This window comes from Luteolibacter sp. (assembly GCF_058122085.1).
The window spans coordinates 19,799-43,242 of the sequence record NZ_JBIKBQ010000012.1 but is presented as its reverse complement, the minus strand read 5'-3'; the positions used below and the strand labels follow the sequence as shown (position 1 = coordinate 43,242).

Annotated in this window: 20 protein-coding genes; 8 read left to right on the top strand and 12 right to left on the bottom strand. The window is 61.1% G+C overall.

Annotated elements, in window-relative coordinates; genetic code table 11:
• The 8 genes from glgP to AC4DF4_RS03325 form a co-directional block, all read right to left on the bottom strand.
• On the bottom strand, positions 1-1,634 hold a 1,634-nt coding region (glgP, locus tag AC4DF4_RS03360; RefSeq protein ID WP_490046699.1), incomplete at its 3' end, for an alpha-glucan family phosphorylase.
• A 49-nt stretch (positions 1,635-1,683) separates the two neighbouring features.
• The gene (phoU, locus tag AC4DF4_RS03355; protein ID WP_490046698.1) at positions 1,684-2,388 is read right to left on the bottom strand and encodes a phosphate signaling complex protein PhoU; all 705 of its coding nucleotides are present in this window, start codon (positions 2,386-2,388) and stop codon (positions 1,684-1,686) included.
• 30 nt (positions 2,389-2,418) lie between these two features.
• Positions 2,419-3,219 carry a phosphate ABC transporter ATP-binding protein PstB gene (gene pstB, locus AC4DF4_RS03350; protein ID WP_490046697.1) on the bottom strand — a complete coding sequence of 267 codons (801 nt, stop codon included), beginning with the start codon at positions 3,217-3,219 and terminating at the stop codon, positions 2,419-2,421.
• 16 nt (positions 3,220-3,235) lie between these two features.
• Positions 3,236-3,994 (bottom strand): phosphate ABC transporter ATP-binding protein PstB, encoded by a 759-nt coding sequence (gene pstB / locus AC4DF4_RS03345; RefSeq protein ID WP_490046696.1) that lies wholly within the window; start codon positions 3,992-3,994, stop codon positions 3,236-3,238.
• 2 nt (positions 3,995-3,996) lie between these two features.
• Positions 3,997-5,124, bottom strand: coding sequence for a PstA family ABC transporter permease (locus AC4DF4_RS03340; protein WP_490046695.1), 1,128 nt, complete (start codon positions 5,122-5,124; stop codon positions 3,997-3,999).
• 12 nt (positions 5,125-5,136) lie between these two features.
• Positions 5,137-7,044 (bottom strand): phosphate ABC transporter permease subunit PstC, encoded by a 1,908-nt coding sequence (gene pstC / locus AC4DF4_RS03335; RefSeq protein WP_490046694.1) that lies wholly within the window; start codon positions 7,042-7,044, stop codon positions 5,137-5,139.
• 108 nt (positions 7,045-7,152) lie between these two features.
• Positions 7,153-7,962 (bottom strand): phosphate ABC transporter substrate-binding protein, encoded by an 810-nt coding sequence (locus AC4DF4_RS03330; protein WP_490046693.1) that lies wholly within the window; start codon positions 7,960-7,962, stop codon positions 7,153-7,155.
• 38 nt (positions 7,963-8,000) lie between these two features.
• Positions 8,001-9,299: a porin gene (locus tag AC4DF4_RS03325; protein ID WP_490046692.1), complete on the bottom strand. Its 1,299-nt coding sequence runs from the start codon at positions 9,297-9,299 to the stop codon at positions 8,001-8,003.
• A gap of 424 nt (positions 9,300-9,723) precedes the next feature.
• Between AC4DF4_RS03325 and AC4DF4_RS03320 the strand changes: the two genes are divergently transcribed.
• From AC4DF4_RS03320 to AC4DF4_RS03285, 8 genes are all read left to right on the top strand, one after another.
• Entirely contained in the window at positions 9,724-10,335 is a 612-nt protein-coding gene (locus AC4DF4_RS03320) for an HNH endonuclease (protein WP_490046691.1), read from the top strand.
• A 337-nt stretch (positions 10,336-10,672) separates the two neighbouring features.
• Positions 10,673-11,575 carry a cytochrome c3 family protein gene (locus AC4DF4_RS03315; protein WP_490046690.1) on the top strand — a complete coding sequence of 301 codons (903 nt, stop codon included), beginning with the start codon at positions 10,673-10,675 and terminating at the stop codon, positions 11,573-11,575.
• Positions 11,576-11,690: 115 nt separating this feature from the next.
• A complete protein-coding gene (locus AC4DF4_RS03310) occupies positions 11,691-13,913 on the top strand; it encodes a hypothetical protein (protein WP_490046689.1) in 2,223 nt (740 codons plus the stop codon).
• Positions 13,914-13,950: 37 nt separating this feature from the next.
• Complete coding sequence (locus tag AC4DF4_RS03305) at positions 13,951-14,292, top strand: c-type cytochrome (protein WP_490046688.1); 342 nt, start codon at positions 13,951-13,953, stop codon at positions 14,290-14,292.
• 115 nt (positions 14,293-14,407) lie between these two features.
• Positions 14,408-15,904, top strand: a complete 1,497-nt coding sequence (locus AC4DF4_RS03300) for a NapC/NirT family cytochrome c (RefSeq protein ID WP_490046687.1) — start codon at positions 14,408-14,410, stop codon at positions 15,902-15,904.
• 87 nt (positions 15,905-15,991) lie between these two features.
• The gene (locus tag AC4DF4_RS03295; RefSeq protein ID WP_490046686.1) at positions 15,992-17,161 is read left to right on the top strand and encodes a hypothetical protein; all 1,170 of its coding nucleotides are present in this window, start codon (positions 15,992-15,994) and stop codon (positions 17,159-17,161) included.
• Between the two features lie 20 nt (positions 17,162-17,181).
• The gene (locus tag AC4DF4_RS03290) at positions 17,182-18,330 is read left to right on the top strand and encodes a cytochrome c biogenesis ResB family protein (RefSeq protein ID WP_490046685.1); all 1,149 of its coding nucleotides are present in this window, start codon (positions 17,182-17,184) and stop codon (positions 18,328-18,330) included.
• The gene (locus AC4DF4_RS03285; protein ID WP_490046684.1) at positions 18,327-20,207 is read left to right on the top strand and encodes a cytochrome c biogenesis protein; all 1,881 of its coding nucleotides are present in this window, start codon (positions 18,327-18,329) and stop codon (positions 20,205-20,207) included. The genes AC4DF4_RS03290 and AC4DF4_RS03285 overlap by 4 nt, the downstream gene beginning before the upstream one ends.
• A gap of 9 nt (positions 20,208-20,216) precedes the next feature.
• Here the strand turns inward: AC4DF4_RS03285 and purH are convergent, their stop codons facing one another.
• The 4 genes from purH to AC4DF4_RS03265 all read right to left on the bottom strand — a co-directional run bounded on the left by purH (position 20,217) and on the right by AC4DF4_RS03265 (position 23,443).
• A complete protein-coding gene (gene purH / locus AC4DF4_RS03280) occupies positions 20,217-21,758 on the bottom strand; it encodes a bifunctional phosphoribosylaminoimidazolecarboxamide formyltransferase/IMP cyclohydrolase (RefSeq protein ID WP_490046683.1) in 1,542 nt (513 codons plus the stop codon).
• Between the two features lie 106 nt (positions 21,759-21,864).
• The gene (locus AC4DF4_RS03275; protein WP_490046682.1) at positions 21,865-22,287 is read right to left on the bottom strand and encodes a hypothetical protein; all 423 of its coding nucleotides are present in this window, start codon (positions 22,285-22,287) and stop codon (positions 21,865-21,867) included.
• A 13-nt stretch (positions 22,288-22,300) separates the two neighbouring features.
• A complete protein-coding gene (locus tag AC4DF4_RS03270; RefSeq protein ID WP_490046681.1) occupies positions 22,301-22,762 on the bottom strand; it encodes a tRNA (cytidine(34)-2'-O)-methyltransferase in 462 nt (153 codons plus the stop codon).
• 9 nt (positions 22,763-22,771) lie between these two features.
• Positions 22,772-23,443, bottom strand: a complete 672-nt coding sequence (locus AC4DF4_RS03265; protein ID WP_490046680.1) for a hypothetical protein — start codon at positions 23,441-23,443, stop codon at positions 22,772-22,774.
• Between the last annotated feature and the right edge of the window lies 1 nt (position 23,444).

Here is a 23,444-nt window from a genome sequence, read left to right as displayed (position 1 = left end):
CCGTTGAGGGCGATGGCGTGGCGCATGATGTCGAGAAAGCGGTCTCGTTCGTTATAGTAAAGCGGAATCACGACGCGCTCGATTTTTTCATAGAGCGACGCGGCGTCGAGCGGCGTGGTTTGTGCCGGATCGGCCGATCGCGACAAGCTGCCGATGGCCCAGCCGGTGGTGCCCTCGATGCAGCCTTCGATCCACCAGCCGTCGAGGATGCTGAGGCTGGGCACGCCGTTGACGGCGGCCTTCATGCCGCTGGTGCCGGATGCTTCCAGCGGCGGGAGCGGCGTGTTCAGCCAGACGTCCACGCCCGCGGTCATCAGGCGGGCTAACTCCCAATCGTAGTTGGTGAGATAGGCGATCCGGACATGTCCTTGGAGCGCTTCGATGGCCCGGAAGATTTTGCGGATGGTTTCCCTGCCGACGGCGTCGCCGGGATGGGCCTTGCCGGCAAACACGACTTGGAACGGGCCGGTTTGACGTGCGATGGATTTGAGCCGTTCGAGGTCGTGCAGGAACAGGTCGGCCCGTTTGTAGTCGGCGATGCGGCGGGCGAAGCCGAAGGTGAGGATGTTAGGCTCCATGCCGGCGTTGGTCTCGCGGTTGACCCGGTCGAGAAGGGCGGCTTTGGCTTCGGCGTGGGCTTCCCAGACTTCCTCCGCGGGGAAGCTCAGCGCGTGGCGCAGGTTGAAATTGTCCTCCCGCCAGCCGGGGCTGTAGCGGTCGTAAAGCCGCTGGAAAGAGGGTGCGACCCAGGTGGGGGCGTGGACGCCGTTGGTGACGTCGTGGATTTTGTAGCCGGCGAACATGCGCTGGGAAACCTCCGTGTGTTTCTTGGCAACGCCGTTGATGTAGTGGCTGAGATTGAGCGCGAGGTAGGTCATGTTCAGGTCGCCGCCGCAGCAGAAAATTTCCCGCATCTCGCCCACTTCGGTGCGGCCGAGGGCGGCGGCGACCATGTCGAGCGGGAATCTGTCGTGGCCCGCGGGGACGGCGGTGTGGGTGGTGAAGACGCATTTCCTGCGGACGGACTCCACGTCGTCATGGTTGAAGGTTTCCCGGCCCGCGGCGAGCGCCTCCTCGTCTAGCAGTTCCATGGCGAGCAGGCTGGCGTGGCCTTCGTTCATGTGGTAGCGGGTGAGGTTGCGGTGGCCGAGTTCCCGCAGCATCCGCACGCCGCCGATGCCCATGACGATTTCCTGGCACAGCCGGTACCATTCGTTTCCGCCGTAGAGATGGTCGGTGATGCGGCGGTCCCATTCCGAGTTTTCCGGCAGGTCGGTATCGAGCAGATAGACCGGCACGCTGCCGCCTTTCGCGCCCTTGACGTCGTATTGCCATGCCCGGAGATAGATCGTGCGGCCGCTGATGACGACCGAGGCGCGGGGCGCGAGTTCCTTGAGGAAATTCTCGATTTTCCATTCACAGGACTGCTCGGTCTGCGAGCCGTCGGCATCGAGCCGCTGGAAGAAATAGCCCTTGCGGTGAAGCAGGGAAATGGCGGCCACGGGCAGCTGGCTGTCGGCGGCGGCGCGCAAGGTGTCGCCTGCGAGGATGCCGAGCCCGCCGCAGTAGGTGGGCATTTCCAGTTCCAACGCGATTTCCATGGAGAAATACGCGATCAGCCGGTCGGTGTTCATGCGCGGCGAGGAGCCTACACTCGCATCCGCGGATTTTCAAGAAGTCGGCTCAGCTTTGCGCCTCGCTGCCGTCGGCAGGAGGCTTCCGGTGTTCATGCCGGATGTCGCGGGCCTCGCCGAGGAAGACGGCGTCTTCGCCGATGTTGACGGCGAGGTCGCCGATGCGTTCGATCGAGCGGGCGACGAAGATGAGGTGCAGCAGGTTTTCCGAGCGGCCGGCGGAGCTTTCCAAGCGGCCGCTGAGCGAGGCGATCATTTGCTTGTGGAGGCGGTCGAGCTCCTTGTCGCGGGCTTTGAGGCTTTCGCCGAGTTCGGCGTTCGCGTCGGTGTAGGCGGTCAACGCGTCGCGCAGGAGCTTGTCGGCCAGCGTGTAGAGCGGCTCGGTTAGGGCGGCTTCCTCCAGCGGGGCGGCCTTGCAGATTTTCTTGGCGCGCTTGGCGATGTTGACCGCGTGGTCGGAAATCCGCTCCAGGTTGTGGGCCATTTTCATCGAGGTGATGACCAGCCGGAGATCCGAGGCGACCGGATGGAAGCGCACGAGGATGTCCATGCCTGCCTGGTCGATCTTGCGCTCGAGGTCATCGACGTCGGAGTCGTCGGCGATGACGGAGCGGGCGAGGTCGATGTCGCGTTCGAGCAAGGCGCGCATGGCGCGCTCGAGGTTTTGCCGGGTCAGGCTGGCCATCAACAAGACGTCGGCCTTGAGTGATTCCATCCCTTTGTCGAATTCGCGTAATATGTGCTGGCTGCTCATGGAAGTATGGTGGGTGGTCTGTAAATGGAATCAGCCGAAACGGCCGCTGATGTATTCCTCGGTTTTTTTGAGGCTCGGGTTGCTGAACATTTTCGAGGTGTCGGAATACTCGATCAGCTCGCCCATGTAGAAGAAAGCGGTGGTATCCGAAACGCGCGCGGCCTGCTGCATGTTATGGGTGACGATGACGAAGGTGTAGTCGCTTTTCAGATCCCAGATGAGGTCCTCGACCTTGGCGGTGGCAATGGGGTCGAGGGCACTGCACGGCTCGTCCATCAGGATGACCTGGGGCTTCACGGCGATGGTGCGGGCGATGCACAGGCGCTGCTGTTGTCCGCCGGAGAGGCCGAGGGCGGATTCCTGGAGGCGGTCTTTGACCTCGTCCCACAAGGCGGATGCCTGGAGGGCGTTCTCGACGGCGTGGTCGATCACCGACCTGTCGCGCTCGCCCCGCAGTCGCAGGCCGAAGGCGACGTTTTCGTAGATGCTGCGCGGGAAGGGATTGGATTTCTGGAACACCATGCCGACGTCGCGGCGGAGTTTTACCACGTCCACGGAGGGGTCGTAAATATCGATGCCGCTGATTTGGATGCCGCCGCGGGTGATGCGGGCGGCGGGGATCTCGTCGTTCATCCGGTTGATGCAGCGCAGCAAGGTGGACTTGCCGCAGCCGGAGGGCCCGATGAAGGCAGTGACGCTGTTCGCCGGGATTTCCAGCTTGATGCCCGTCAGCGCCCGTGACGCGCCGTAACAGAAATCAAGGTCGTGCACGGCGACGGAGGTGCCTGCCTCTTGGAGGCTTGCCGGCGGGTGATGCATGGTGTCGTGCATGGCTCTGGGTGGGAAATCAGCCGAAGGCTCCGGTGATATAGGCCTCGGTCTGGGGGTCCTTCGGTTTTTCGAAAATCTGCATGGTGGGGCCGAACTCGACGAGCTTGCCCAGATACATGAAGGCGGTCTGGTCGGAGCAGCGGGTGGCCTGCGCCATGTTATGGGTGACGATGACGATGGTGTATTGTCTTTTCAGCTCACGAATCAGCTCCTCGATTTTCAGGGTGGCGAGGGGATCGAGCGCGGCGCAGGGCTCGTCCATCAGCAGGATTTCCGGCTGGTTGGCGATGGCGCGGGCGATGCAAAGCCGTTGCTGCTGGCCGCCGGAGAGGCCGAAGGCGCTGGCGTGGAGGCGGTCTTTCACCTCGTCCCACAGCGCTGCGCTGCGCAGGGCGTTCTCGACGATGTCATCGAGCTCGGCGCGCTTGGTCGGGCCGGCGACGCGCAGGCTGAAGGCGACGTTGTCGTAAATCGACTTGGCGAACGGGTTATACTTTTGGAACACCATGCCGATGCGGCGGCGGAGTTCCTGGAGGTCGATGTCGCGGCGGTTGATGTCGATGTCGTGGATCAGGATGGAGCCGCCGGTGAGATGGGCGCCGGGGATGCGGTCGTTGATGCGGTTGAAGCAGCGGAGGAGGGTGGATTTGCCGCAGCCGGAGGGGCCGATGAAGGCGGTGACTTGGCGGGCGGGGATGTCCATGGTGACATCGTGCAGGACCTGTTTGCTGTGATAAGCAAACGACAGGTTCTTGATTTGAATGGCGGTGTTCATGCTTACCATTTGAGTTTCGCCCGGAGCTTGGCGCGCAGGATCATAGAGCCGAGCGAGAGGACGGCGACAAGCACGAGGAAGACGAAGACGGAGCCGTATTGGGCGCGCTGGGTGTATTCCGAGCTCGGGATGCGGGCGGCGAGGGTGTAGATGTGGTAGGGCAGCGCCTGGACTTGGGAGGAGAGGACATCGAACGGGCTTTTCAGTCCCTGCCAGGGGAGGTCGTCCTTGGCGGCGACGGCGGCGGTGAACATGATCGGCGCGGTTTCCCCGGCGACTCGGGTGATGGCCAGCAGCGAGGAAGTGAGGATGCCGGGCAGGGAAAACGGCAGCACGCATTTGCGGATGGTCTGCCAGCGGGTGGCTCCCATGGCCAGCGAGGCGTCGCGGAATCCCTGGGGGACGGCGCGCAGGGATTCTTCCGATGCGGTGATGATGACTGGCAGGATCATGCAGGCGAGGGTGGCGCAGCCCGCCATGAGCGACGAGTTCCAGCCTTGGAAACTCATGAACCAATCATTGAAATACAGCGGAATGGTGAGCAACGATCTATCGGAAGGCGTCGCGGTGATGACCGGCACGGCGAGCACGAAAACCGAGAAGCCGAAGAGTCCGAAGACGATGGAGGGGATGCCGGCGAGGTTGAGAATCGCCAGGCGGACCACGTGGATGAACGGGCTTTGCTTGGCGTATTCGGATAGGTAAATGGCGGCGCTGACGCCGAAGAACAGCGCGAGGATCATCGAGCCGAGCGTGAGCAGCGCGGTGCCGGCGATGGGGCCGGCGATGCCGCCGCCGGAGTAGGAGTAGGTTTGCTCGTTATAGATCGGGACGCCTTCGTGTTTGGCGAGGTAGGCGCTGTATTCCGAGGCGGGAAGCTGGTGGCGGGTGCCCTGGGCGTCGTCGAAGACGTGGAGCGTCTGGTTTTTCGCGGTGAGGAATTCGAAATCGACGAACGGAGCCTCCGCCTTGAACAGGACGGGAGCCCCGTCGATGATGATTTTTCCAAACAACAAGGCCGCGATGATGACGACGAAATAGGTCGCCCCCCCGAGCAGGGAGCGGACCACGAGGTCCTTGAAGTGCCCTTTGGGGAGGCCTTTGCGGATCAGTTTTTCCGGGTCGAACATGGAGTGGGAAGGTTAGTGCTTCATCTTGTTCACGAAGCGATGCGCGGTGGCGTTGATCGCCAGAACCACGGTGAAGAGCAGGATGCCGACGACGAACAGCGCGCGGTAGTGGACGCTGCCGAGCGGGACCTCGCCGAGCTCTTGGGCGATGATGCCGGTGAGGGTGTGGGCGGGTTGGAAAAAGGCGCCGAGGCCGCTGGTGAAATCCGGGATCTTGATCCGGTTGCCGGCGACGAGCAGGACGACCATGGTTTCGCCGATCACGCGGCCGAAGCCGAGCAGGACGGCGGCGAGGATTCCGGAAAACGCGGCGGGAATGACCACGCGGAAGGTGGTCTGGACCCGCGAGGCGCCGAGGGCTTCGGAGGCTTCGGCGTAGGCGGAGGGCACGTTGTTGATCGCGTCCTCGGCGAGCGAGAAAATGGTGGGGATGCTCATCAGCGCGAGCAGGCAGCCGGCGGTGAAGATATTGAGCCGCTCCTCGATGGGGAATCCGGGAATCCATTGCAGCGAATCCAGCATCGAGAGATCACGCAGCACCGTGCCGAAAACGAGGATGCCGATGAAGCCGAGGACGACCGACGGGATGGCCTGGATGAACTCGATGACCGGCTTGACGAGCGCCTGCTCGCGGCTGGAGGCGAATTGGTTGACGTAAACCGCCGCGCCGATGCCGCTGGGAATGGCGATGACGAGGGCAACGATGGAGATCATCAGCGAGCCGATAGCGAGCGGTAGAATCCCGTAGAAGTCCTGCCACTCGCCGCCGGTGACCCAGTCCTTGCCGGTGAGGAAAGAGGAGATCGCGGTGGAGAAGGGGACGGGGACGTCGTGTTTCCAGGCGTTGATTTCCGCGGGGGTTTTTTGGAGGTCGGCGATGAACAAGGGCCAGGTGTTGCGGGCGACTTTGAGCAGGCGCGCGGCCTCGGGCTGGGAGAGGGTTGCGGGGAGTTGGCTGACGATGCCGGCGGCTGCCTGTTGGAGCGCGGTGTGGGTTTTGACGCAGTCCGGGCGGCGTTCCAGCAGGATTTGGATGGGGCCTTCGACGTCCGGTTTGTCGGCGAGTGAGGCGTGGGCCTCGGCGGTGAGTTTCTCGCGTTCGGCGGGGTCTTTGGCGCTGGCGGCGGCGGCCAGAAGGGTCTTGCGGTCCTTTTCGAGGATGTCGGCGTTCTGGATCTTTTCCTTGGTGGCGGTGACGGATTCGGTCATTTCCGAGACCAGCGAGCTGAGGTCCGAGCCGGCGGCCTCGAAGGTGTCGATGGTGGCGCGCATGGCCTGCAGCGGCTCCGCCTGTTTTTCGCGGGCGGCGGCGAATTCCTCGGCGAGCGCGGTGACGAGGGCGGGGTCGTCGGTGGAATCGATGGCGCGGGTGCGGATGGATTCGATCAAACCGCGGCGCTCGTCGACCGTGAGGTGCGGGGTGGCGGGCAGCGAGGCGAGGGCCTTGAGTTTCTGTTGGTCGAAATTGGCCCTGAGGGCGGCGAGCATTTCCGGGTTGGGAGTGATCTCGGCCTGGGAGTTGCTGAGGACCAGGTCGCGGGTGGGGCCGGTCTGGTCGGTGTAGGCGTTGAAAAGCGCGCTGGCTTCCTGCGAGCGGCGCAGTTCTTTGGCGCACTTGCCATTGATTTCGGCGTAATACGCGCGGTTGAGCACGCTGGTGAGCTGCTCGTGGGCCGTCAGGTTTTTCCGGGAGAGATCGACGAATTCGAGGCCGGCGATGCGGTAAACCTGCAATTCCCGCTGGTAACCGGGGAAAAACCCGAGCCCTTCCTTGAGCAGGAAAATGATGATGAGCGCGAGGATGACGATGGTCAGCCCGGCGTTGGACGCGAAGAAGAACTTGATCGCCTTTTCGCCGGAGAAGCCCCGTTTTTGGAAACGGTGGGGCGGTTCAGTTGGTGGGCGGTCTTCCTGTGGCATGATTGTCGGCCGTCGTGGTAATTGGACTTTGGGCAATAGACAAGAAAATGAGCGCCGCAGGCGAGCCTGCGACGCCCATTTCATAGCAACCTACAACTTACACAAATTTCACAGGTCTCCGGCGGGGATGAACCCGACCTTGCGGACGATGTCTTGGCCGGCGGGAGACTCGACGTATTTCATGAAGGCCTCAGCCTCGGCGGTCGGTTTGTCCGGCGCGTAGAGGTAGCAAAGGCGGGCATAGACGTATTTCTTGGCGTTTTGAGCGACGGGCTCGACGCCGTCAATGACGAGGGTCTTGGTGCCTGCGGTCTTGGAGTAGGCGAGGCCGACGTAGCCGATGCCGTTCTTGTTCTTCGCCACTTCCTGGGCGATTTGCTCGTTACCGGCCATTTTCAAGGAACTGGACGGATAATCGCGGCCGCCCATGGCGAGCTTCTGCCAGTCCTTGTAGGTTCCGGAGGAAGTGTTGCGGGTGTAGATCGAGATCTTGCCGGGAGCGCCGCCGATTTCCGACCAGTCCTTGATTTGACCGGTGAAGATCTTGGCGACCTGGTCCTTGGTGAGCTTCGAGAGCGGGGAGTTCTTGTTCACGATGACGACGAGCATGTCGTGGCAAATGCCGTGCTCCTTGATGTAAACGCCCTTGGTGCGGCAGAAGGTGCGCTCGTCGTCCTTGATCTTGCGCGAGGACATGCCGATCTGGGCGGTCCCGTTGGCCAGCGCCGGGAAGGCGGTGGTCGAGCCTTCGGCGGCGATCTCGAATTTCACGCCCTTGTTGCCGGCGGCCTTGAAGCCTTCGGCTAACTGGGGGATGAGCTTGGCGCCGAGGGTGTCGCTGCCTTTGATGCTGAGGGTCTGCGCGGAGGCCATGGAAAGCATGGCGGCGGTGGCGAATAGCGTGCTGATGATTTTCATCTGGTTTTGGTGTTGGTGATTTGGGTCAATGAGAATTTTTAGAACGAGAAACGGAGGCCGCTCATGAAGGTGTAGCCGTCGTAGTCGCCGCCGCCGAGGGTGGAATATTCGACGCCGTTCATCAGCTTGAGCTTGTGGCCGTAAAGGTAGTAGTTGAGGCCGACGTAGGCCGAGGTGTAGGTGTTGCCTTTTTGGTCGCCCTCCGCCAAGCGCTCGTAGCGGGACGGCACTTGAATGTCGTCCGGATCGCTGCAAGTCGCCACTTGCAGGCGACCGACCAATTGGAGGCCTTCAGCGATGTAGTAGGACGGGATGATACTCAGGGCGAGCACGTCCGACTGGTCAATGGGCTTGGATTTCCCGTTTTGCTCGGCGTCTCCTTCAAAGCCGAATCCGTAGAGCAGTTCGGTGGTCAGGCCGAAGCGCCCGCTGGTGATGTCGTTGGTCAGGGCGATGGAATCGGTGAAACTCGGGGAGGTGCTCGGTTTGTATTCCTCGTCCGTGAGGTCGGCGAATCCCGGTTCGCTGTTGTGCATGTAGTGAATGGAGGCCACAGCGGTGTCCAATCCGGCTTGGGCGGAGTAGTCGTAACCGATTTTTCCGAGCACGACGACACCCTGATCGAAGCTTGAGAACTCGCGGACGCGGTCGCTGCCGTAAATTCCGAGTTCGTAGAGCCAGTGTTCTTGGATGCCTTTTCCGGAGACCCAAGCACCGGTGAGTTCGCCGGGGAAGAGGGTGTTGGAAATCAGGCTGCGCTCCATGGTGAGGATTTCCTTGGAGGAGATTTCCTGTTCGCGGCTGAACTTTACCTTGGTCTTGCCTGCGGAAATGTTGAGGGCGTCCGAAGGAGCGTAGGTGACGAAGAGATCGTAGATGTCTTTGTAGAAGGTGTTGTCGCCTGAGTTGTCTTGGCCGTCGTTATCGACGTTGATCTGGCCTTCGAACTTCCAGCTTTGGAACCACTTGGATTTGAATCCGAAGCGGGCGCGACGGGCTTCGATGTCGTTGCCCCAGACATTTTCGTCGTTGCCGGCGTCTTTGTAGTCGGAGGTGTTGAAGCTGTCGTCGTTCGACTCGCCGTAAATCGACTGCACCTGCAAGCGGCCTTGGAGTGAGAATTCCTGGAGGATCGGGTTGCTGTCGTCTTTATAGAGCGTGAAGGCGGACCAGGTGCGGTCCCAGGCAGTGTCGCCGGGGAATTTGCCGACCAGGAGGCCGGTGGCGGTGCTTGGGGAGGCGGGAGCTTCGGTGGTGGCGGCGGTTTCGCTGCCGGCTTGGGCGGCGAGACTGCCAAGTAGGCTGGTGGCGAGCAGGGTGCGTTGGATTGATTTCATGGATTGCATTTGTTTTTAGTGGCTTGTGTGACGAAATCGCGCGGATTTCGTCACACACGGACGCTAGGTATGGGTTTGGCGCGGATTTCCCAAGGCGGTCTTTGTGACAAAGTTGTCACAAAGCGCCCTGGGCCGCCATACTTGCAGCATGAAATAGGGGGTGAGGTCGTTCACTGCGGTCTTTCTGCGTGGCTGGGCATCGGCTGGACAGAGGGAAATTGTGACGAAACCGCCACGATCGGATATTGGCGGACCGGCATTGGAGCGGCGGGCACTGCGGAGCTCGCTGTTATCCAAGCCGCCGCCGGTGCTTTCAGCCCGTTTGATGAGCAAAGGAATTTGGTTCCGCCGGGGATTTCGCAACCTTTTGGGTTGCCGGGGCAGCGGGCTTTGCTAGCTTGCCGACGATTGATTGGGAAAGCTGATGAATGGCATACTCGAACATCCCGTGCTCGTCTTGAATCGGTTCTGGCAACCGATCCACACCTGTTCCGTCCGCCGCTCGCTGCATTTGCTCTGCATCGGCCATGCCCAAGTGGTGCAGGTGGAGGGCGAGGAGCGCTTCAATTCCCATGATCTTTCGTCGTGGATTTCCTACTCGGTCGGAAATGCCAGCGAGGAAATGATCCACGGCGCGAGGATCGCCATCCGCGTGCCGAAAATCGTCGTGCTCTCCCTCTACGACCGCTTGCCGCGGCTGGAGGTGAAATTCACCCGCCGCAATGTGTTCCTGCGGGACAAGTTCACCTGTCAGTATTGCACCAAGGTCTTGCCGGAAACCCAGCTCAACCTCGACCACGTCACGCCGCGCGACAAAGGCGGGCGCACCACTTGGGACAACATCGTCACCTCCTGTTTCCGCTGCAACACCCGCAAGGGCAACAAGCTGCCGCACGAGGCGAACATGCACCCGCAGAGCAAGCCGTTCGCCCCGCGCTGGCGGCCGCTTTTCGGCATGCACGAGAACGGCCTCGCCGACGAGAGCTGGAATCATTTCCTCCATCAGGACCGGGCCGAGACGCGCCGCTCGGCGTGACCGGCCGCCGCGCTTGTGGATTGATAGAAAAAGCCGGCGGGCTTGGAGACGGAGCCCGGAATTAAGGAGAATTCGAGCTGCTAATCAGAGGATATGCGTAGCGGATATGGCTGGACTCATCATCGTCCATGAGCATGAAGCCCAAGCAAGCATCCTCGAAGGCGGTCCTTCCGAATGCATTGCAACAATCCTTCCCGAAGATGCCGCGGGAGCAAGCATCGGCCCGCATGATTCTCCTTTAGGCATTGATATCACTCCGCATTTTTTACTACTGCTACCCAGTTCCATCCGATTCATCCATCTGATAGTGCTATTTACCCGCAAAAAACCAACCCCAATGAAGACACTCTGGAAACTTACCCGGCCTGCGGCTCTGAGCCGCTGGATTCGCAACCTCCGTAAAAACCTGTTGTGGATCGCGGGAGGAGGGGCTTCCACCGCGCTGATCCTGATTTCCTGCGGGACCACCGGCCGCACGATGATGGCCCCGCCCAGCATCGCCGGGGCCTCCTTCATCGGCTCGGAGGCCTGCTCGGAGTGCCACGAGAAAATCAACCGCGACTTCAAAACGGCGGATCACGCCAAACTCCAGGCCAAGGGTAAGAACGCCGTCGATATGGGCTGCGAGTCCTGCCACGGACCCGGCAGCAAGCACAAGGAGTCCGGCGGCGAGGACGGCACCATCGTCAATCCCCACAAATCCCCGGAAACCTGCTTCCAGTGCCACCTCGACAAAAAAGCCGAGTTCAGCCTGCCCTACGCCCACCCCGTGCTCGCCGGCAAGATGACCTGCTCGGATTGCCATGACCCGCACAAGGGTAATGCCGTCAAAGGCGGAGGCACACAGCTCCACGGCAATAACGAAACCTGCGCCGAGTGCCACAAGGCCCAAACCCAGCATTTCATCTTCTCGCACGATGCGGTGAAGGAAGGTTGCTCGACCTGCCACAACCCGCACGGATCGGTGAACCAGAAGATGCTCACCCAGCGCAATGGCACCCTGTGCCTCAAGTGCCACTTCGATTCACATACCTCGCCATTCACAGCCCCCAACGGTCAAGTGAACTCCGGACAAATGGGGCCCTCCGGCAGCCACGGTCCGACTGGAGCAGTCGTGTCGCCCAATGGGGCTTCACCATCCACCGCACCCACCAGCCGCTACAACCAAGGCACCTGCTGGAGCGCGGGCTGTCATGAGGCCGTCCACGGCTCCAATACCAACGTCGAACTCCGCTTCTAATCTTCAAAATCAACCCCAAACCACCCAGGATATGAAACCTGCAAGTTTCTCAAGAATCTTAGGACAATCCAGAACCCCGCGCTCGTTCCGTTTCGCGCTCGCCGCTCCGGCACTCGTGTTCACGATCACTGTTGCTCAAGCCGGGACCTCCCCGGCAGCCGCGCCGGCCGAGGAACCCACGAAAGAGGTCGCCTCAAACTGGATTGCCTTCACGATCGGTGGCGCCTTCGTCAGCGGCGATGAAGCCGGAATGATGCGCCGCACCCGAACCAACGGCGATTTCTACGGAGGTATCGACGAGTCACAATTCTCCAAGGAGCTCAACGACACGACCACTCTGACGCTCGATGGCCACGCGCTGCCGGGATTGGAGGACTACGAGTTCAACATGGACTTGCAAAAAGCCGATCTCGGTTACGTCAAGGCCGGATTCAAACAGTTCCGCACCTGGTATGATGCCTCGCCGGGTTACCTCGACGGTGCCAACATGGACGCCAGCAATGCTTCGGGGCTATTTGATGACGAGCGGTCGATTGACCGCGGCGAAATCTACCTGGAAGCAGGGTTGCGAAAGGAAGACCTGCCGGAAATCACCTTCTCATACCGCCACCTTTACCGGAATGGCGACAAGGATTCCACATGCTGGGGCGACAGCCTCAACAATAACAGTTGGGGCGGCGTTACGGGCAGCAATCCGGCATTCAAGTTCTTGCCTGCCCTCTGGGATATCGATGAAAGCACCGACATCTTCGAGTTGGATGGCGACTACACCATCGGCAACACGGAACTTGGAATGGGTCTCGTTTATGAGCATTATTCCCAAGATAATTCGCGCTACACTCCCCGCTATGGCACCAAGCCAAACGCGGCTCCTCCAACCGCGTCAGGCACTTCTGGCCAGTTGCTCGATATCACCCTCACCGAGCAGGTGAAGTCGGACATGTTCGGCGGCCATGTGAGCAGTGTCACCCGGTTCAATGACAAGGCATGGTTGTCCTTTGCGGCATCCGTCAGCAATCAGAACAGCGACATCGACGGTGGTTCGCGCGAGTATGGCGCCTATTGGGCGCTGCCGGAACAAACCATACCGGGGGGCAATACGGGAAGCTTAGCCAAGCGTGACTATGCCTACGACCAAATGAGTGGTGGCAGCAACACCGACCAGTTCATCACCAACCTCAACTTCATGTGGGTGCCGGTGCAGGACCTGACGGTCACTCCATCGTTGCGCTACGAAAAGGAGAATACGGATGTCATCAGCAAGTTCCGCGCTTACAACACCAACCAGTCATGGCTTGGGCTGGAGTCGCTTGCATCCTACACCGACATGGATGCCTTTGCCGAAGCCATCGACATCCGCTATACGGGTCTCGACAACATCGTGCTTTATGCGAAGGCCGAGTGGGAGCAGGAGGACGAGAATATCAGGCGGATCGACCGATACGCGGTTGAAGGAGTGGGGGTTCCCGACCCTGATCTTGACGGGGAATTCCTCGCGACTGACGTGGAAATCGACGAGCAGAAATACACCATCGGAGCGAACTGGTATGCGCTCAGCAACCTGAGTTTCTCGGTTCAGGGTTTCCATGAGAACAGGGAGCAGTCCCTGGATCATGACGAAGGTAACCAGCAGTTTCCCACGGGTATCCCGGGCAACACATGGACTCCCGGCGGAGCCAACAACTTCCGCCCCATCATGGTGGACCACAACTCCGAAATTGATGATCTGAACCTGCGGATGACCTGGCGCCCCATGAGCAATATCTCACTGGTTACCCGTTATGACTACGCCCACACGGAGTTTGAAAACCGGGGCATCAACTGGTCAAAGAACACGACTGCCAGCAGCAACATCGATCCTGCCATCATTTACCCGATCATCGAAAGCGGCGACGTCGCCTCTCACATCGTCAGTCAAAGCATGACATGGAGCCCAATGGCATCGATGTATGTGCAAGGGACTGTCAGCTGGATTAGCTCGGAAACCGACACTCCGGAGGAATACACCGGAGATTCCGACAACGACAGCCTCGTGGGCAGCTTGACAGCCGGCTACGCGATTGACGCCCGCACTGAGTTGACCGCGACCTACTCCTACTTCTCGGCCCACAACTATGTTGCCAGCCAGAGCTTCAACGGCTACCCGACCATGGGATACGGCTATGAGACCGAGGAGCACATGATCGCCCTAACCCTGACCCGCGTGATCAATGAAAACATGATCTGGAACCTCCGCTACGGCTTCATCACCAGCAACACCACCGACAATGATCAAAGCGGCGGCTACGACGATTTTGACGCGCACATGGTGTCAACGGGCTTGCAAGTCCGCTTCTGATCTGCCAGAACATTGTTGAAGCTTCCTGAAATTCCAAATGACCAACACCACTATGAAACTCCAAATCTCACTCTTCTCGATCGCCCTGTTGCTGGGAACTCCCGTCGCATTCGGTGATGCCGCGGCGCTTTACGCCAAGAACTGCGCTTCCTGCCATGCCAAGGACGGCAGCGGCGACACCAAGATGGGCAAGAAATCCGGCGCTCAGGATTACCGGGACGCCAAGGTCCAGGCCTCGTTCAGTGATGCCGAAGGTCTCAAGGCCATCAAGGAAGGCGTGACCAAGGAGGGTAAGGAAAAAATGAAGGCCTACGGCTCGAAGGTGTCCGATGCGGAAGCCAAGGAGTTGCTCACCTACATCCGCGCTTTCAAGAAATAGAAATTCACTCAACCCGGTGCCGGTCATCCGCTGCCGGAACGGTTCCAGCAGCGGAGTCCCGGTCACGGGACTCCGCTTTTTTAAACTCAGTAAAAGACCGCACACCCTCTAAATCATGACCGAAGAAACTCCGCCTTCCCCGTCCGACAGCCGTCTCAACCGTTTGCGCAACTGGCTCAGTCTGGCCGGGATGGTGCTCTCCATATCCGCATTTTTCGCGTTCGTCCTGCTGTTCGCCGTGGACTTGATGGCCACCCACGCGAATCCCTACATGGGCATTCTCGCGTATGTGGTCGCGCCGATGTTCTTGCTCATGGGCTTGGCTCTGATCCTGTTGGGATACATTCTGGAATCCCGCAGGATCCGCAAAGGACTTCCCGTCAAGCAATCCGCGTTCGTCCTGAACATCGACCTGTCCCGCAAGCGGGACCGCCGCCTGATGGTCGCCTTCGTTGGTGGCAGCCTCGGGTTCCTGTTTCTGACCGCGTTCGGCAGCTACGAGACCTATCACCTGATGGAGACGAATTCGTTCTGCGGCGAGACCTGTCATACGCCGATGGAGCCGGAATACAAGGCCTACCAGCATTCCGCCCACGCCCAGGTGGATTGCGTCGCCTGCCACATCGGCCCTGGCACCACCGCCTACATCCGCACCAAGGTCAACGGGGTGAAACAGCTCTATCACCAGATTCTCGGAGATTACGACCGGCCGATCCAGATCCTCAATCCGAACCTGCGGCTCGCTCAGGAAACCTGCCAGACCTGCCACTGGTCGCAGAAGCATTTCGGCGATGTCCACAAGACCTACCGCCATTTCCTCGCCGACGAGACGAACACTCCGTTCACCGTGCAGATGATCCTCAAGGTGGGTGGCAGCGATCCGGTGCATGGTCCGGTCCAAGGCATCCACTCCCACATGAATGTCTCCAACAAGATCGAGTTCATCGCGCTGGATGACCTGCGCCTGAACATTCCCTGGGTGCGCGTGACCGATGCCAATGGCAAGGTGACCGAATACCGCACCGAGGAATTCAAGGATGACATTTCGAAACACCCGATCCGCAGCATGGACTGCATGGATTGCCACAACCGGCCCGCGCACAACTTCGCGTCGCCGAACGACGCGGTGGACCAGTCGATCGCGATGGGTCGCATCGATCCGGCGATTCCCTGGGCCAAGGCCAAGGTGGTCAAGGCCCTGGCGGCTTCCTATGCCACCCGCGAGGAGGCCCGCGAGAAGATCGCGGCTTCGCTGCTCGCCGAATATCCGGATGACAAGCGCGTGGACGCGCTGATCACGGAAACGCTGGCGATCTATCAAAACAACTTCTTCCCCGAGATGAAAGCCGATTGGCGCGCCCACCCGAATTTCATCGGCCACAAGGATACCAACGGCTGCTTCCGCTGCCACGATGGCAAGCACATGGCGGCGAACGGCTCCGACTCGATCAAGGGCAGCGATTGCAACGCCTGCCACCTCATCGTTGCCCAAGGCGCAGGCCAGGAACTTGAAAAGGTGAATTCGAAAGGCTTCGAGTTCTTCCACGTGGACTCGGAATACACCGAACCCAACTGCGCCGAGTGCCACAACGGGCAGATCCAGGAGGAATAATCGTCTGATTTTCCGCTCCTTTTTTGCTCATCAATTGACGCTTTCATTTCCACGGTGAAGCTTCGTTCCTGTCAGCATTCATTGCCCATGAAATTCTCGAACCTCTGCCTGGGATTGCTCGTCCTGTCCGCCGCCGCTTGCAAACAGAACCGTGAGATCAAGGTTTACCGCGTCGCCAAGGAAACTCCGCCCGTTCTCTCCCAGTCCGCCACGTCGGCGGATCCCCACGCCGGTGTTCCGGGCATGATGCCCGGCGGTGTCATGCCTTCCGGCCCGGCGGGCGATCCCCATGCGGGACTAACCGCCGATCAGCTGGCAGGCACGCGCCCGGGCGGTGGTTCTCCTCAGGTCACGGACGCTCCGCCGGCCCATTGGAAGAAAATGCCCGCCACTTCCATGCGGCAGGCCAGCTATCTCGTGGAAGGGGAAGGCGGCGCAGTCACTGATATTTCCCTCGTGATCCTTCGCGGCGCGGCCGGCGGCACCCTTGACAATGTCAACCGCTGGCGTGGCCAACTCGCCCAGCCCGCCATCGACGAGGCCACTCTCAAGCAGACTTCGAAAACCGTCGTCACGCCCGTCGGCGAAGCGGTGGTGGTGGAGATCGAAGGACTTGCTCCCAGCGCGGACGCATTGAAAGACGGCGGCATGATGGGGGCGGTTGCTAACAAGGGCGCGGACGCGTGGTTCTACAAGATGCGCGGCAACTCCGCCCTCACGGCCGCCGAGAAGGAGAATTTCATCAAATGGATGCAATCCGTGAAGCCCGCGGCCGAGACCGCCCCCGCTCCGGCAGCACCCGCCGCGGTTCCACCCGCCGCCGCCCCGCCTGGCGACGGCAGTCTCGGCTGGCAGCTTCCCGTCGGCTGGACGCTGGTCCCCGCCACCAGCTCGATGCGTTATGCGACCTTCGGCATCACGGATGCGGACGGCGCCAAGGCGGAAATGGCGATCACCCATTTCCCCGGCGATGTCGGCGGCGATCTTGAAAACGTCAACCGCTGGCGCCAGCAAGTCGGCCTGCCCGCGGTGGATGCGGCCGGCCTGGCCGCGCTGGTTTCCAAACTAACCGCCGGTCCCAAGACGATCTCGCTCATCGACGTCACCGGCCCGCAGAACCGCCTGGCCGCGGGATGGACCCGTCACGGTTCCGACACCTGGTTTTTCAAACTCACCGGCCCGGACGCGCTCGTCGGCGCGGAGAAAGCAAAGTTCACGGCCTTCCTTGAGTCCGTGCGTTTCAACAAACCCGAATGATGAGAGTTCTCAATCGATTTTTGGAAGGGATCTCCTCGTTGCGTCTCACGCTCTACGGTCTCTCGGCGGCGCTGGTGCTGGTCTTCGCCGGGACATTGGCGCAGGTGCGTTACGGGCTCTTTTTCATCCAGGAGGAGTATTTCCAAAGCTGGTTCATCTGGTGGTCGAGCTCTCCGGACGGCTTCAGGATTCCGGTTTTCCCCGGCGGCCACCTGATCGGCGCGGTGCTGCTGGTGAATCTAATCGCCGCGCACGTCCGCCGCTTCAGCTGGACGTGGAAGAAGTTCGGCATCCAGCTCACCCATCTCGGCCTCATCATCATGCTCGCCGGCGGCCTCGCCACCGACTTGTTCTCCGTTTCCAGTTACATGCGCCTCAAGGAGGGTGAAACCAAAAACTACTCGGAAGACAGCATGCGCATGGAGCTCGCGGTGGTCGATCTATCTGATCCGGACACTGACCAGGTCACCGCCGTGCCGGGGGATGTCCTCGCGGACGGCGGCTCCATCACCGATGGGTCGCTGCCATTCCGCATGGTCGTCCGGAGTTTCTACCGGAACTCGGAACTTAAAATGACCGGCGAGGGCACGGGAGCTTCGGTTCCCGCCTCCAGCAAAGGAGCTGGCGCGCGGATTTCCGTGAAACCCGCTCCCCGCGCCACCAAGATGAACGACCGCGACGTGATGAGCGCCGTGCTGGAAATCATTCCGCAAAAAGGCGAAGCCTCGCTCGGCACCTGGCTGGTCTCCGACGCCATGGCCGCGCCCCAGAATTTCGAGGTGGACGGCCGCCAGTGGAGCATCCAGCTCCGTCCGGCCCGCTACTACAAGCCTTACAGCATGACGCTGAAGGACTTCACCCACGAGGTCTATCCCGGCACCCAGATCCCGAAGAATTTCTCCAGCACGATCAACCTCGCCGACGACGTGAACCACGAGCGCCGCCAGGTGCTGATCTACATGAATCACCCGCTGCGCTATCTCGGCGACACTTACTATCAGTCCGGCTTCGAGCCCGACAACAGCGGAACGGTCCTGCAAGTGGTCCGGAACCCGAGCTATCAGGCACCCTACATCGCCTGCGTGATCGTGGCCATCGGGCTGATCTTCCAATTCACCCTGCATCTCACCGGGTTCGCCCGGCGCATCAAGCCAGCCGCCTCCAAATGAAACGTTTTCTTCCTATCATCGTTCTGGTTCTGGCAGGTCTGTGGCTGGCGTCGTCCTGGGTCACGCCCAAGCCGAAGTCGAATGACTTCGACCTCCGGACCTTCAGCCGCCTGCCGGTATTGGTCGGCGGGCGCGTCAAGCCGCTCGACACCGTGGCCCGGAATTCCCTGCTCATCATGAGCGGCAAGCAGACGCTGCGTCTTGAAAACGGCCAAAAAATGGAAGCCTCGCGCTGGCTGGCGGACGTGCTTTTCAACGCCCCGGTGGCGGACCGGTATCCGGTGTTCGCCGTGCACAATCAGGAGGTTCTGGGAATGCTCGGCATGCCCCAGGCGGACAAGCGCTACTGCACCTTCGAGGAGCTCCACCCCTATCTGGAAAAAATCGACGAGGAGGGGAAAATCAGCGCGGAGATGGAAGCCGCCCAGCGCACTCCTTTCCAAACGGCCATCTTCAACCTGCGCAACGCGCTGATTTTCTATCAGCGGCTCGGATGCAGCGTGCAGCCGGAAAAAGCCACCCGCTTCGCTGACGAGATCAACACCTATGCCAAAGCCGTTGCGACCGCGTCATCCTCGCTCAAGCCGGGCGCGCCGCCTGCGGACAAGGACCAACTCGCGCTGCTCAAGACATCGGTCGCCCGTTACGAATCCCAATCCCAAAACGCCTATATGCTCGCCGTGGTTCCGTCCGCGGGCGGGCAGGCTGCCGATTGGCTCACCATCGGCGCCGCCCTGATCCGGGTGGATTCGCCGCAGTCCATTCCCGCTTCCGTCGCCGCCTTCGCCGATCTGGGCGACGCGTTCCGAGCGGGCGATCACGCCGCCTTCGCGCGGGCCGCCAGCGAATACGCGGGCTGGCTCGGCATCGAACAACCGGCTCTGGCCGGACGCTCCGCTTACGAATGGCGCTTCAACCACATGGAGCCGTTCTATCAAAGCATGGTGCTGTATGTCGCTGCATTCCTGCTGGCCTGCACGTCGTGGCTCGTTTGCCCGCAGGGCCTGCGCAAGACGGCGTTCCTGTTGCTCCTGCTAGCGCTCGCGGTCCACTCGTTCGGCATGTTCTCGCGGATGTGGCTGCAAGGGCGGCCACCTGTGACCAATCTCTACTCCTCTGCCATCTTCGTCGGCTGGGGCGCGGTCCTGATCGGCTTGGTGTTGGAGCGCATTTTCCGCGATGGCATCGGCGCGGCCTGCGCGGGCATGGTCGGGTTCATCACCCTCATCATCGCGCACCATCTCGGTTCCAGCGGAGATACGTTGGAAATGATGCAGGCGGTCCTTGATAGCAACATCTGGCTGGCCACCCACGTCGTGGTCATCACCGCCGGCTACTCCGCGATGTTTCTCGCGGGATTTCTCGCCATCGCCTACGTGGTGCTGGGTTTCTTCACCCGCCTGCTGACGCGTGAAACGGCGCAGAAGCTGGCGCGCATGGTTTACGGCGTGGTCTGCTTCGCCACTCTTTTCAGCTTCGTCGGCACCGTGCTCGGCGGCATCTGGGCCGACCAGTCGTGGGGCCGCTTCTGGGGCTGGGATCCCAAGGAAAACGGCGCGCTGCTCATCGTATTATGGTGCGCCCTGATCCTTCACGCCCGCTGGGGCGGCTTCATCCGTCAGCGCGGCTTGATGGCCATGGCCATCTTCGGCAACGCGATCACCGCCTTCTCGTGGTTCGGCGTGAACATGCTCGGCGTGGGTCTTCATTCCTACGGATTCATGGACAAGGCGTTTCCGTGGCTGCTGGGATTCGTCGTTTCCCAAGGCCTGCTAGTGGTGCTCACCCGCCTGCCCGCGAGTTGTTGGAAAAGCTTCCGCAACGCCGAGCCGCGCGACGCGAAAGCCGCGGGCTTCGATGTGGCGGCCGCTTCCTGAGCCGCAAAATCAATGCCTGAAATGGCGGTGGCCGGTGAAGACCATGGCCATGCCCGCGGCGTCCGCGGCGGCGATGACTTCCTCGTCGCGCATCGAGCCGCCGGGCTGGATGCAGGCGGTGGCCCCGGCGTCGATGGCCGATTGCAGGCCGTCGGCAAACGGGAACATCGCGTCGGAGGCGACGATGCTGCCCTTGAGATCGAGACCGGCTTCCTTGGCTTTCCAAATCGCGATCCGTGAGGAATCCACGCGGCTCATTTGGCCGGCGCCGATGCCGAGCGTGCGGTCCGAGCTGGAGTAAACGATGGCGTTCGACTTCACGTGTTTGACGATCCGCCAGCCGAAGCGCATGGCGCGCATTTCCTCCTGGGTCGGCGGGCGTTTGGTGACGACTTTGGATTCGAGGTTTTCGAGGCCGAGCGCGGTGTGGTCGCGGTCCATGACCATGATGCCACCGGGGCAGGAGCGGATGACCGGCGACTTTTTCTCATCGCGGTAGGCCTCGTTCATTCTCATGAGGCGCAGGTTTTTCTTTTTCTGCAGAAGCGCGCGCGCGTCGCTCTCGAACTCGGGGGCGATGATGACATCGGTGAAAATCTCGGAAATCACGCGGGCCAGCTCCAGCGTGAGCGGGCGGTTGCAGACGATGACGCCGCCGAACGGCGCCTGACGGTCGGTTTCAAAAGCTTTCTGCCAGGCGGCTCGCAGGTCCTCGTCGTCCTGGCCGACCCCGCACGGATTGGTGTGCTTGAGGATGGCCACTGTCGGGCGGACGAAATCGAGAATCAGGTCCGCCGCGGCCTCGATGTCGAGGACGTTGGTGTAGCTGAGCTCCTTGCCTTGGACTTGGGTGAAGAAATCGTTGAAATGGCCGTAAAGCGCGCACTTCTGGTGCGGGTTGTCGCCATAGCGGAGTTCCTGTTCGAGCGGCAGGCTGAGGGTGAAATTACAGCAGGTGCCGGTCCGGCATTGGCCGAGGTAGTTGGTGATGGCCGCGTCGTATTGCGAGGTGCGGAGGAATACTTTCACCGCGAGCTGCTCGCGAAAACCCTTGGTCGTATTGCCTTTGTTTTCCTTCATTTCATCGATCACCCGCGGGTAGTCGGCGGGATCGACGATGACGGTGACGCTCGCGTGGTTCTTCGCCGCGCTGCGCAACATCGAGGGGCCGCCGATGTCGATTTTCTCGATGGCTTCCTCCAGCGTGACGTCCGGCTTGGCGACGGTTTCCTCGAACGGATAGAGGTTCACCACGACCAGGTCGATCGGCGGGATGTTGTTCTCCTTGGCCTGTGCGATGTGCGAGGCGTCGTCGCGGCGCTGGAGCAGGCCGCCGTGGACTTTCGGGTGCAGGGTTTTCAAACGGCCGTCGAAAAGCTCCGGCGCGCCGGTGAATTCCGAGACGTCGATGACTGGCAATCCGGCTTCCCGCAGAGTCACGGAGGTTCCGCCAGTGGAAAGGAGTTCGACTCCCATTTCGTGGAGCTCCTTCGCAAATTCGGCCAAGCCGGTTTTGTCGGAGACGGAGAGGAGAGCGCGGGTGATGGCCATAAATAAAGTCTTTCGCGGTGTGGGAGTGAGTTCGGCGGGGTGCCGGTCACCCCCAACCCCGTAACCAACCCGCCGCTCACGGGCAAGCGGAATAGGCGGACGGGAATCAAGACAAGGACGTGCGGAATTCGCGGAACGCCCGCGCTTCCTCGTCGCACGCCACCCCGGCCAGGATGTGCCCGGCGAGACTGCGGATGATTTTGGCTTGGTAGGACTCAAATACTCCGGAGAAAATCAAAAGCGGTAGCATCGTGCAAAGAATCACCGGCACCAAGACAAGCGAGGCGCCCAGATTGACGAGGAAAGGCCACAAGCCGCGTTCGAGGTATTTGCCGAAGTATTGAAAATCGAACGGCGGGAATTTCCCCGGCTCTTCGCGATCCCCGCGCGCCCACAATCCGGTGACTTGCCAGCCCGTCAGAACCAGAGGGCCGACCAGCGGGATGAGGATCGCGACCGCGCCGAGCAGGAAATTTGATTTCCACTGCGGGCTTTTGAAAAAATCGCTGACGGAGGCGTTGTAGTTCATGAAAGCAGGGAGATTACCAAGCCGGGTCCTGCTGGCGGACGGCCTCGTAGAGCACGATGGCGACAGCGGTGGATAGATTCAGGCTGCGCGTGCCGCCGGGTTCCATCGGAATCCGCAGCGCGTGATCACCGGCTTCCGCGACAAGATTCTCCGGCAGGCCGCGGGTTTCGCGGCCGAAGACGAGGTAGTCGCCGGGTTGGAATTCCGCCTGCCACGGCGAGGTGGTCGCCTTGGTGCTGAGGAACCAGAACCCCGCGCCGCCGTCGGCCGCGGCGCGCAGCTCGTCGAAGGATTTCCAGACGCGCAGCTTCACATCCTGCCAGTAGTCGAGGCCGGTGCGGCGGACGTATTTGTCTTCGAGGGAAAATCCTAACGGCTCAACCAGCTGCAGCGTCGAGCCGGTGGCCAGCGCGAGCCGGCCGGCGGCTCCGGCGTTGTGGGGGATCTCGGGCTCGATGAGGACGATGTGAAACATGGCGGCGATTTACGCGGGCTCCCGGCGTCTCGCCAAGGTGATGGACAGGCCGAGAACGCCGATGAAGATGAGATAGAAGGCGAGCAGTTCCAGATAGCTTCTGCAGATCCTTGGAACTTCCGGCGAGAAGGCGGCACCGAGGGTGGCCTTCCAAAACCGCGCGCTGCCGATGACGTGGTTGAACACATAGATAATGAGCAACGCCGAGCCGATCAGCCCCGAGCCGGCGTGATTTCCCATGGTGGAGAAGAAATGAAACATGATCCGCCGGTGGCGATAGATGGTGACGAGCGCGCATAACAGAATGAAGCCGACGACCCATCCTTCCGGGAAGTTGACGCGCATGATTCCTGAAATGAAATCGTCGATCTCACCCACGAAGGCGGCGAACAGTCCCAAGGCGAGAACCCGGCAGACCGGGCGATTCGGCCCGGCATGGGTGGACGCGCCGAGGATCACGGCGGCGGCGGCGGCGAGCAGGAAGGCTTGAAGCAGCTCGACCGTGCCGCGCTCGATGGGCACCGAGGGCCGGTTGGGCAGCCATGCGGGCAGCAAGATGGCCACCGACCCCCCGCAAATCAGTACCACCCGCAGGAGGGTGCCTGACCAGGATGGATTTCGCTGCGGTTTGAGGTTTTCGCCGGGCATCGGCCCGATGCCTAAGGGTTTCGGCGCTTGCATG

Excerpts from the sequence above, each read along its gene's own strand:
- pstB (WP_490046696.1), bottom strand. The coding sequence starts at position 3,994 with ATGAACACCGCCATTCAAATCAAGAACCTGTCGTTTGCTTATCACAGC.
- AC4DF4_RS03330 (WP_490046693.1), bottom strand. The coding sequence starts at position 7,962 with ATGAAAATCATCAGCACGCTATTCGCCACCGCCGCCATGCTTTCCATG.
- AC4DF4_RS03325 (WP_490046692.1), bottom strand. The coding sequence starts at position 9,299 with ATGAAATCAATCCAACGCACCCTGCTCGCCACCAGCCTACTTGGCAGT.
- AC4DF4_RS03270 (WP_490046681.1), bottom strand. The coding sequence starts at position 22,762 with ATGTTTCACATCGTCCTCATCGAGCCCGAGATCCCCCACAACGCCGGA.
- phoU (WP_490046698.1), bottom strand. The coding sequence starts at position 2,388 with ATGAGCAGCCAGCACATATTACGCGAATTCGACAAAGGGATGGAATCA.
- AC4DF4_RS03265 (WP_490046680.1), bottom strand. The coding sequence starts at position 23,443 with ATGCAAGCGCCGAAACCCTTAGGCATCGGGCCGATGCCCGGCGAAAAC.
- AC4DF4_RS03340 (WP_490046695.1), bottom strand. The coding sequence starts at position 5,124 with ATGTTCGACCCGGAAAAACTGATCCGCAAAGGCCTCCCCAAAGGGCAC.
- AC4DF4_RS03320 (WP_490046691.1), top strand. The coding sequence starts at position 9,724 with ATGAATGGCATACTCGAACATCCCGTGCTCGTCTTGAATCGGTTCTGG.
- AC4DF4_RS03305 (WP_490046688.1), top strand. The coding sequence starts at position 13,951 with ATGACCAACACCACTATGAAACTCCAAATCTCACTCTTCTCGATCGCC.
- purH (WP_490046683.1), bottom strand. The coding sequence starts at position 21,758 with ATGGCCATCACCCGCGCTCTCCTCTCCGTCTCCGACAAAACCGGCTTG.
- pstB (WP_490046697.1), bottom strand. The coding sequence starts at position 3,219 with ATGCACGACACCATGCATCACCCGCCGGCAAGCCTCCAAGAGGCAGGC.
- AC4DF4_RS03295 (WP_490046686.1), top strand. The coding sequence starts at position 15,992 with ATGAAATTCTCGAACCTCTGCCTGGGATTGCTCGTCCTGTCCGCCGCC.
- AC4DF4_RS03275 (WP_490046682.1), bottom strand. The coding sequence starts at position 22,287 with ATGAACTACAACGCCTCCGTCAGCGATTTTTTCAAAAGCCCGCAGTGG.
- AC4DF4_RS03300 (WP_490046687.1), top strand. The coding sequence starts at position 14,408 with ATGACCGAAGAAACTCCGCCTTCCCCGTCCGACAGCCGTCTCAACCGT.
- pstC (WP_490046694.1), bottom strand. The coding sequence starts at position 7,044 with ATGCCACAGGAAGACCGCCCACCAACTGAACCGCCCCACCGTTTCCAA.
- AC4DF4_RS03285 (WP_490046684.1), top strand. The coding sequence starts at position 18,327 with ATGAAACGTTTTCTTCCTATCATCGTTCTGGTTCTGGCAGGTCTGTGG.
- AC4DF4_RS03315 (WP_490046690.1), top strand. The coding sequence starts at position 10,673 with ATGAAGACACTCTGGAAACTTACCCGGCCTGCGGCTCTGAGCCGCTGG.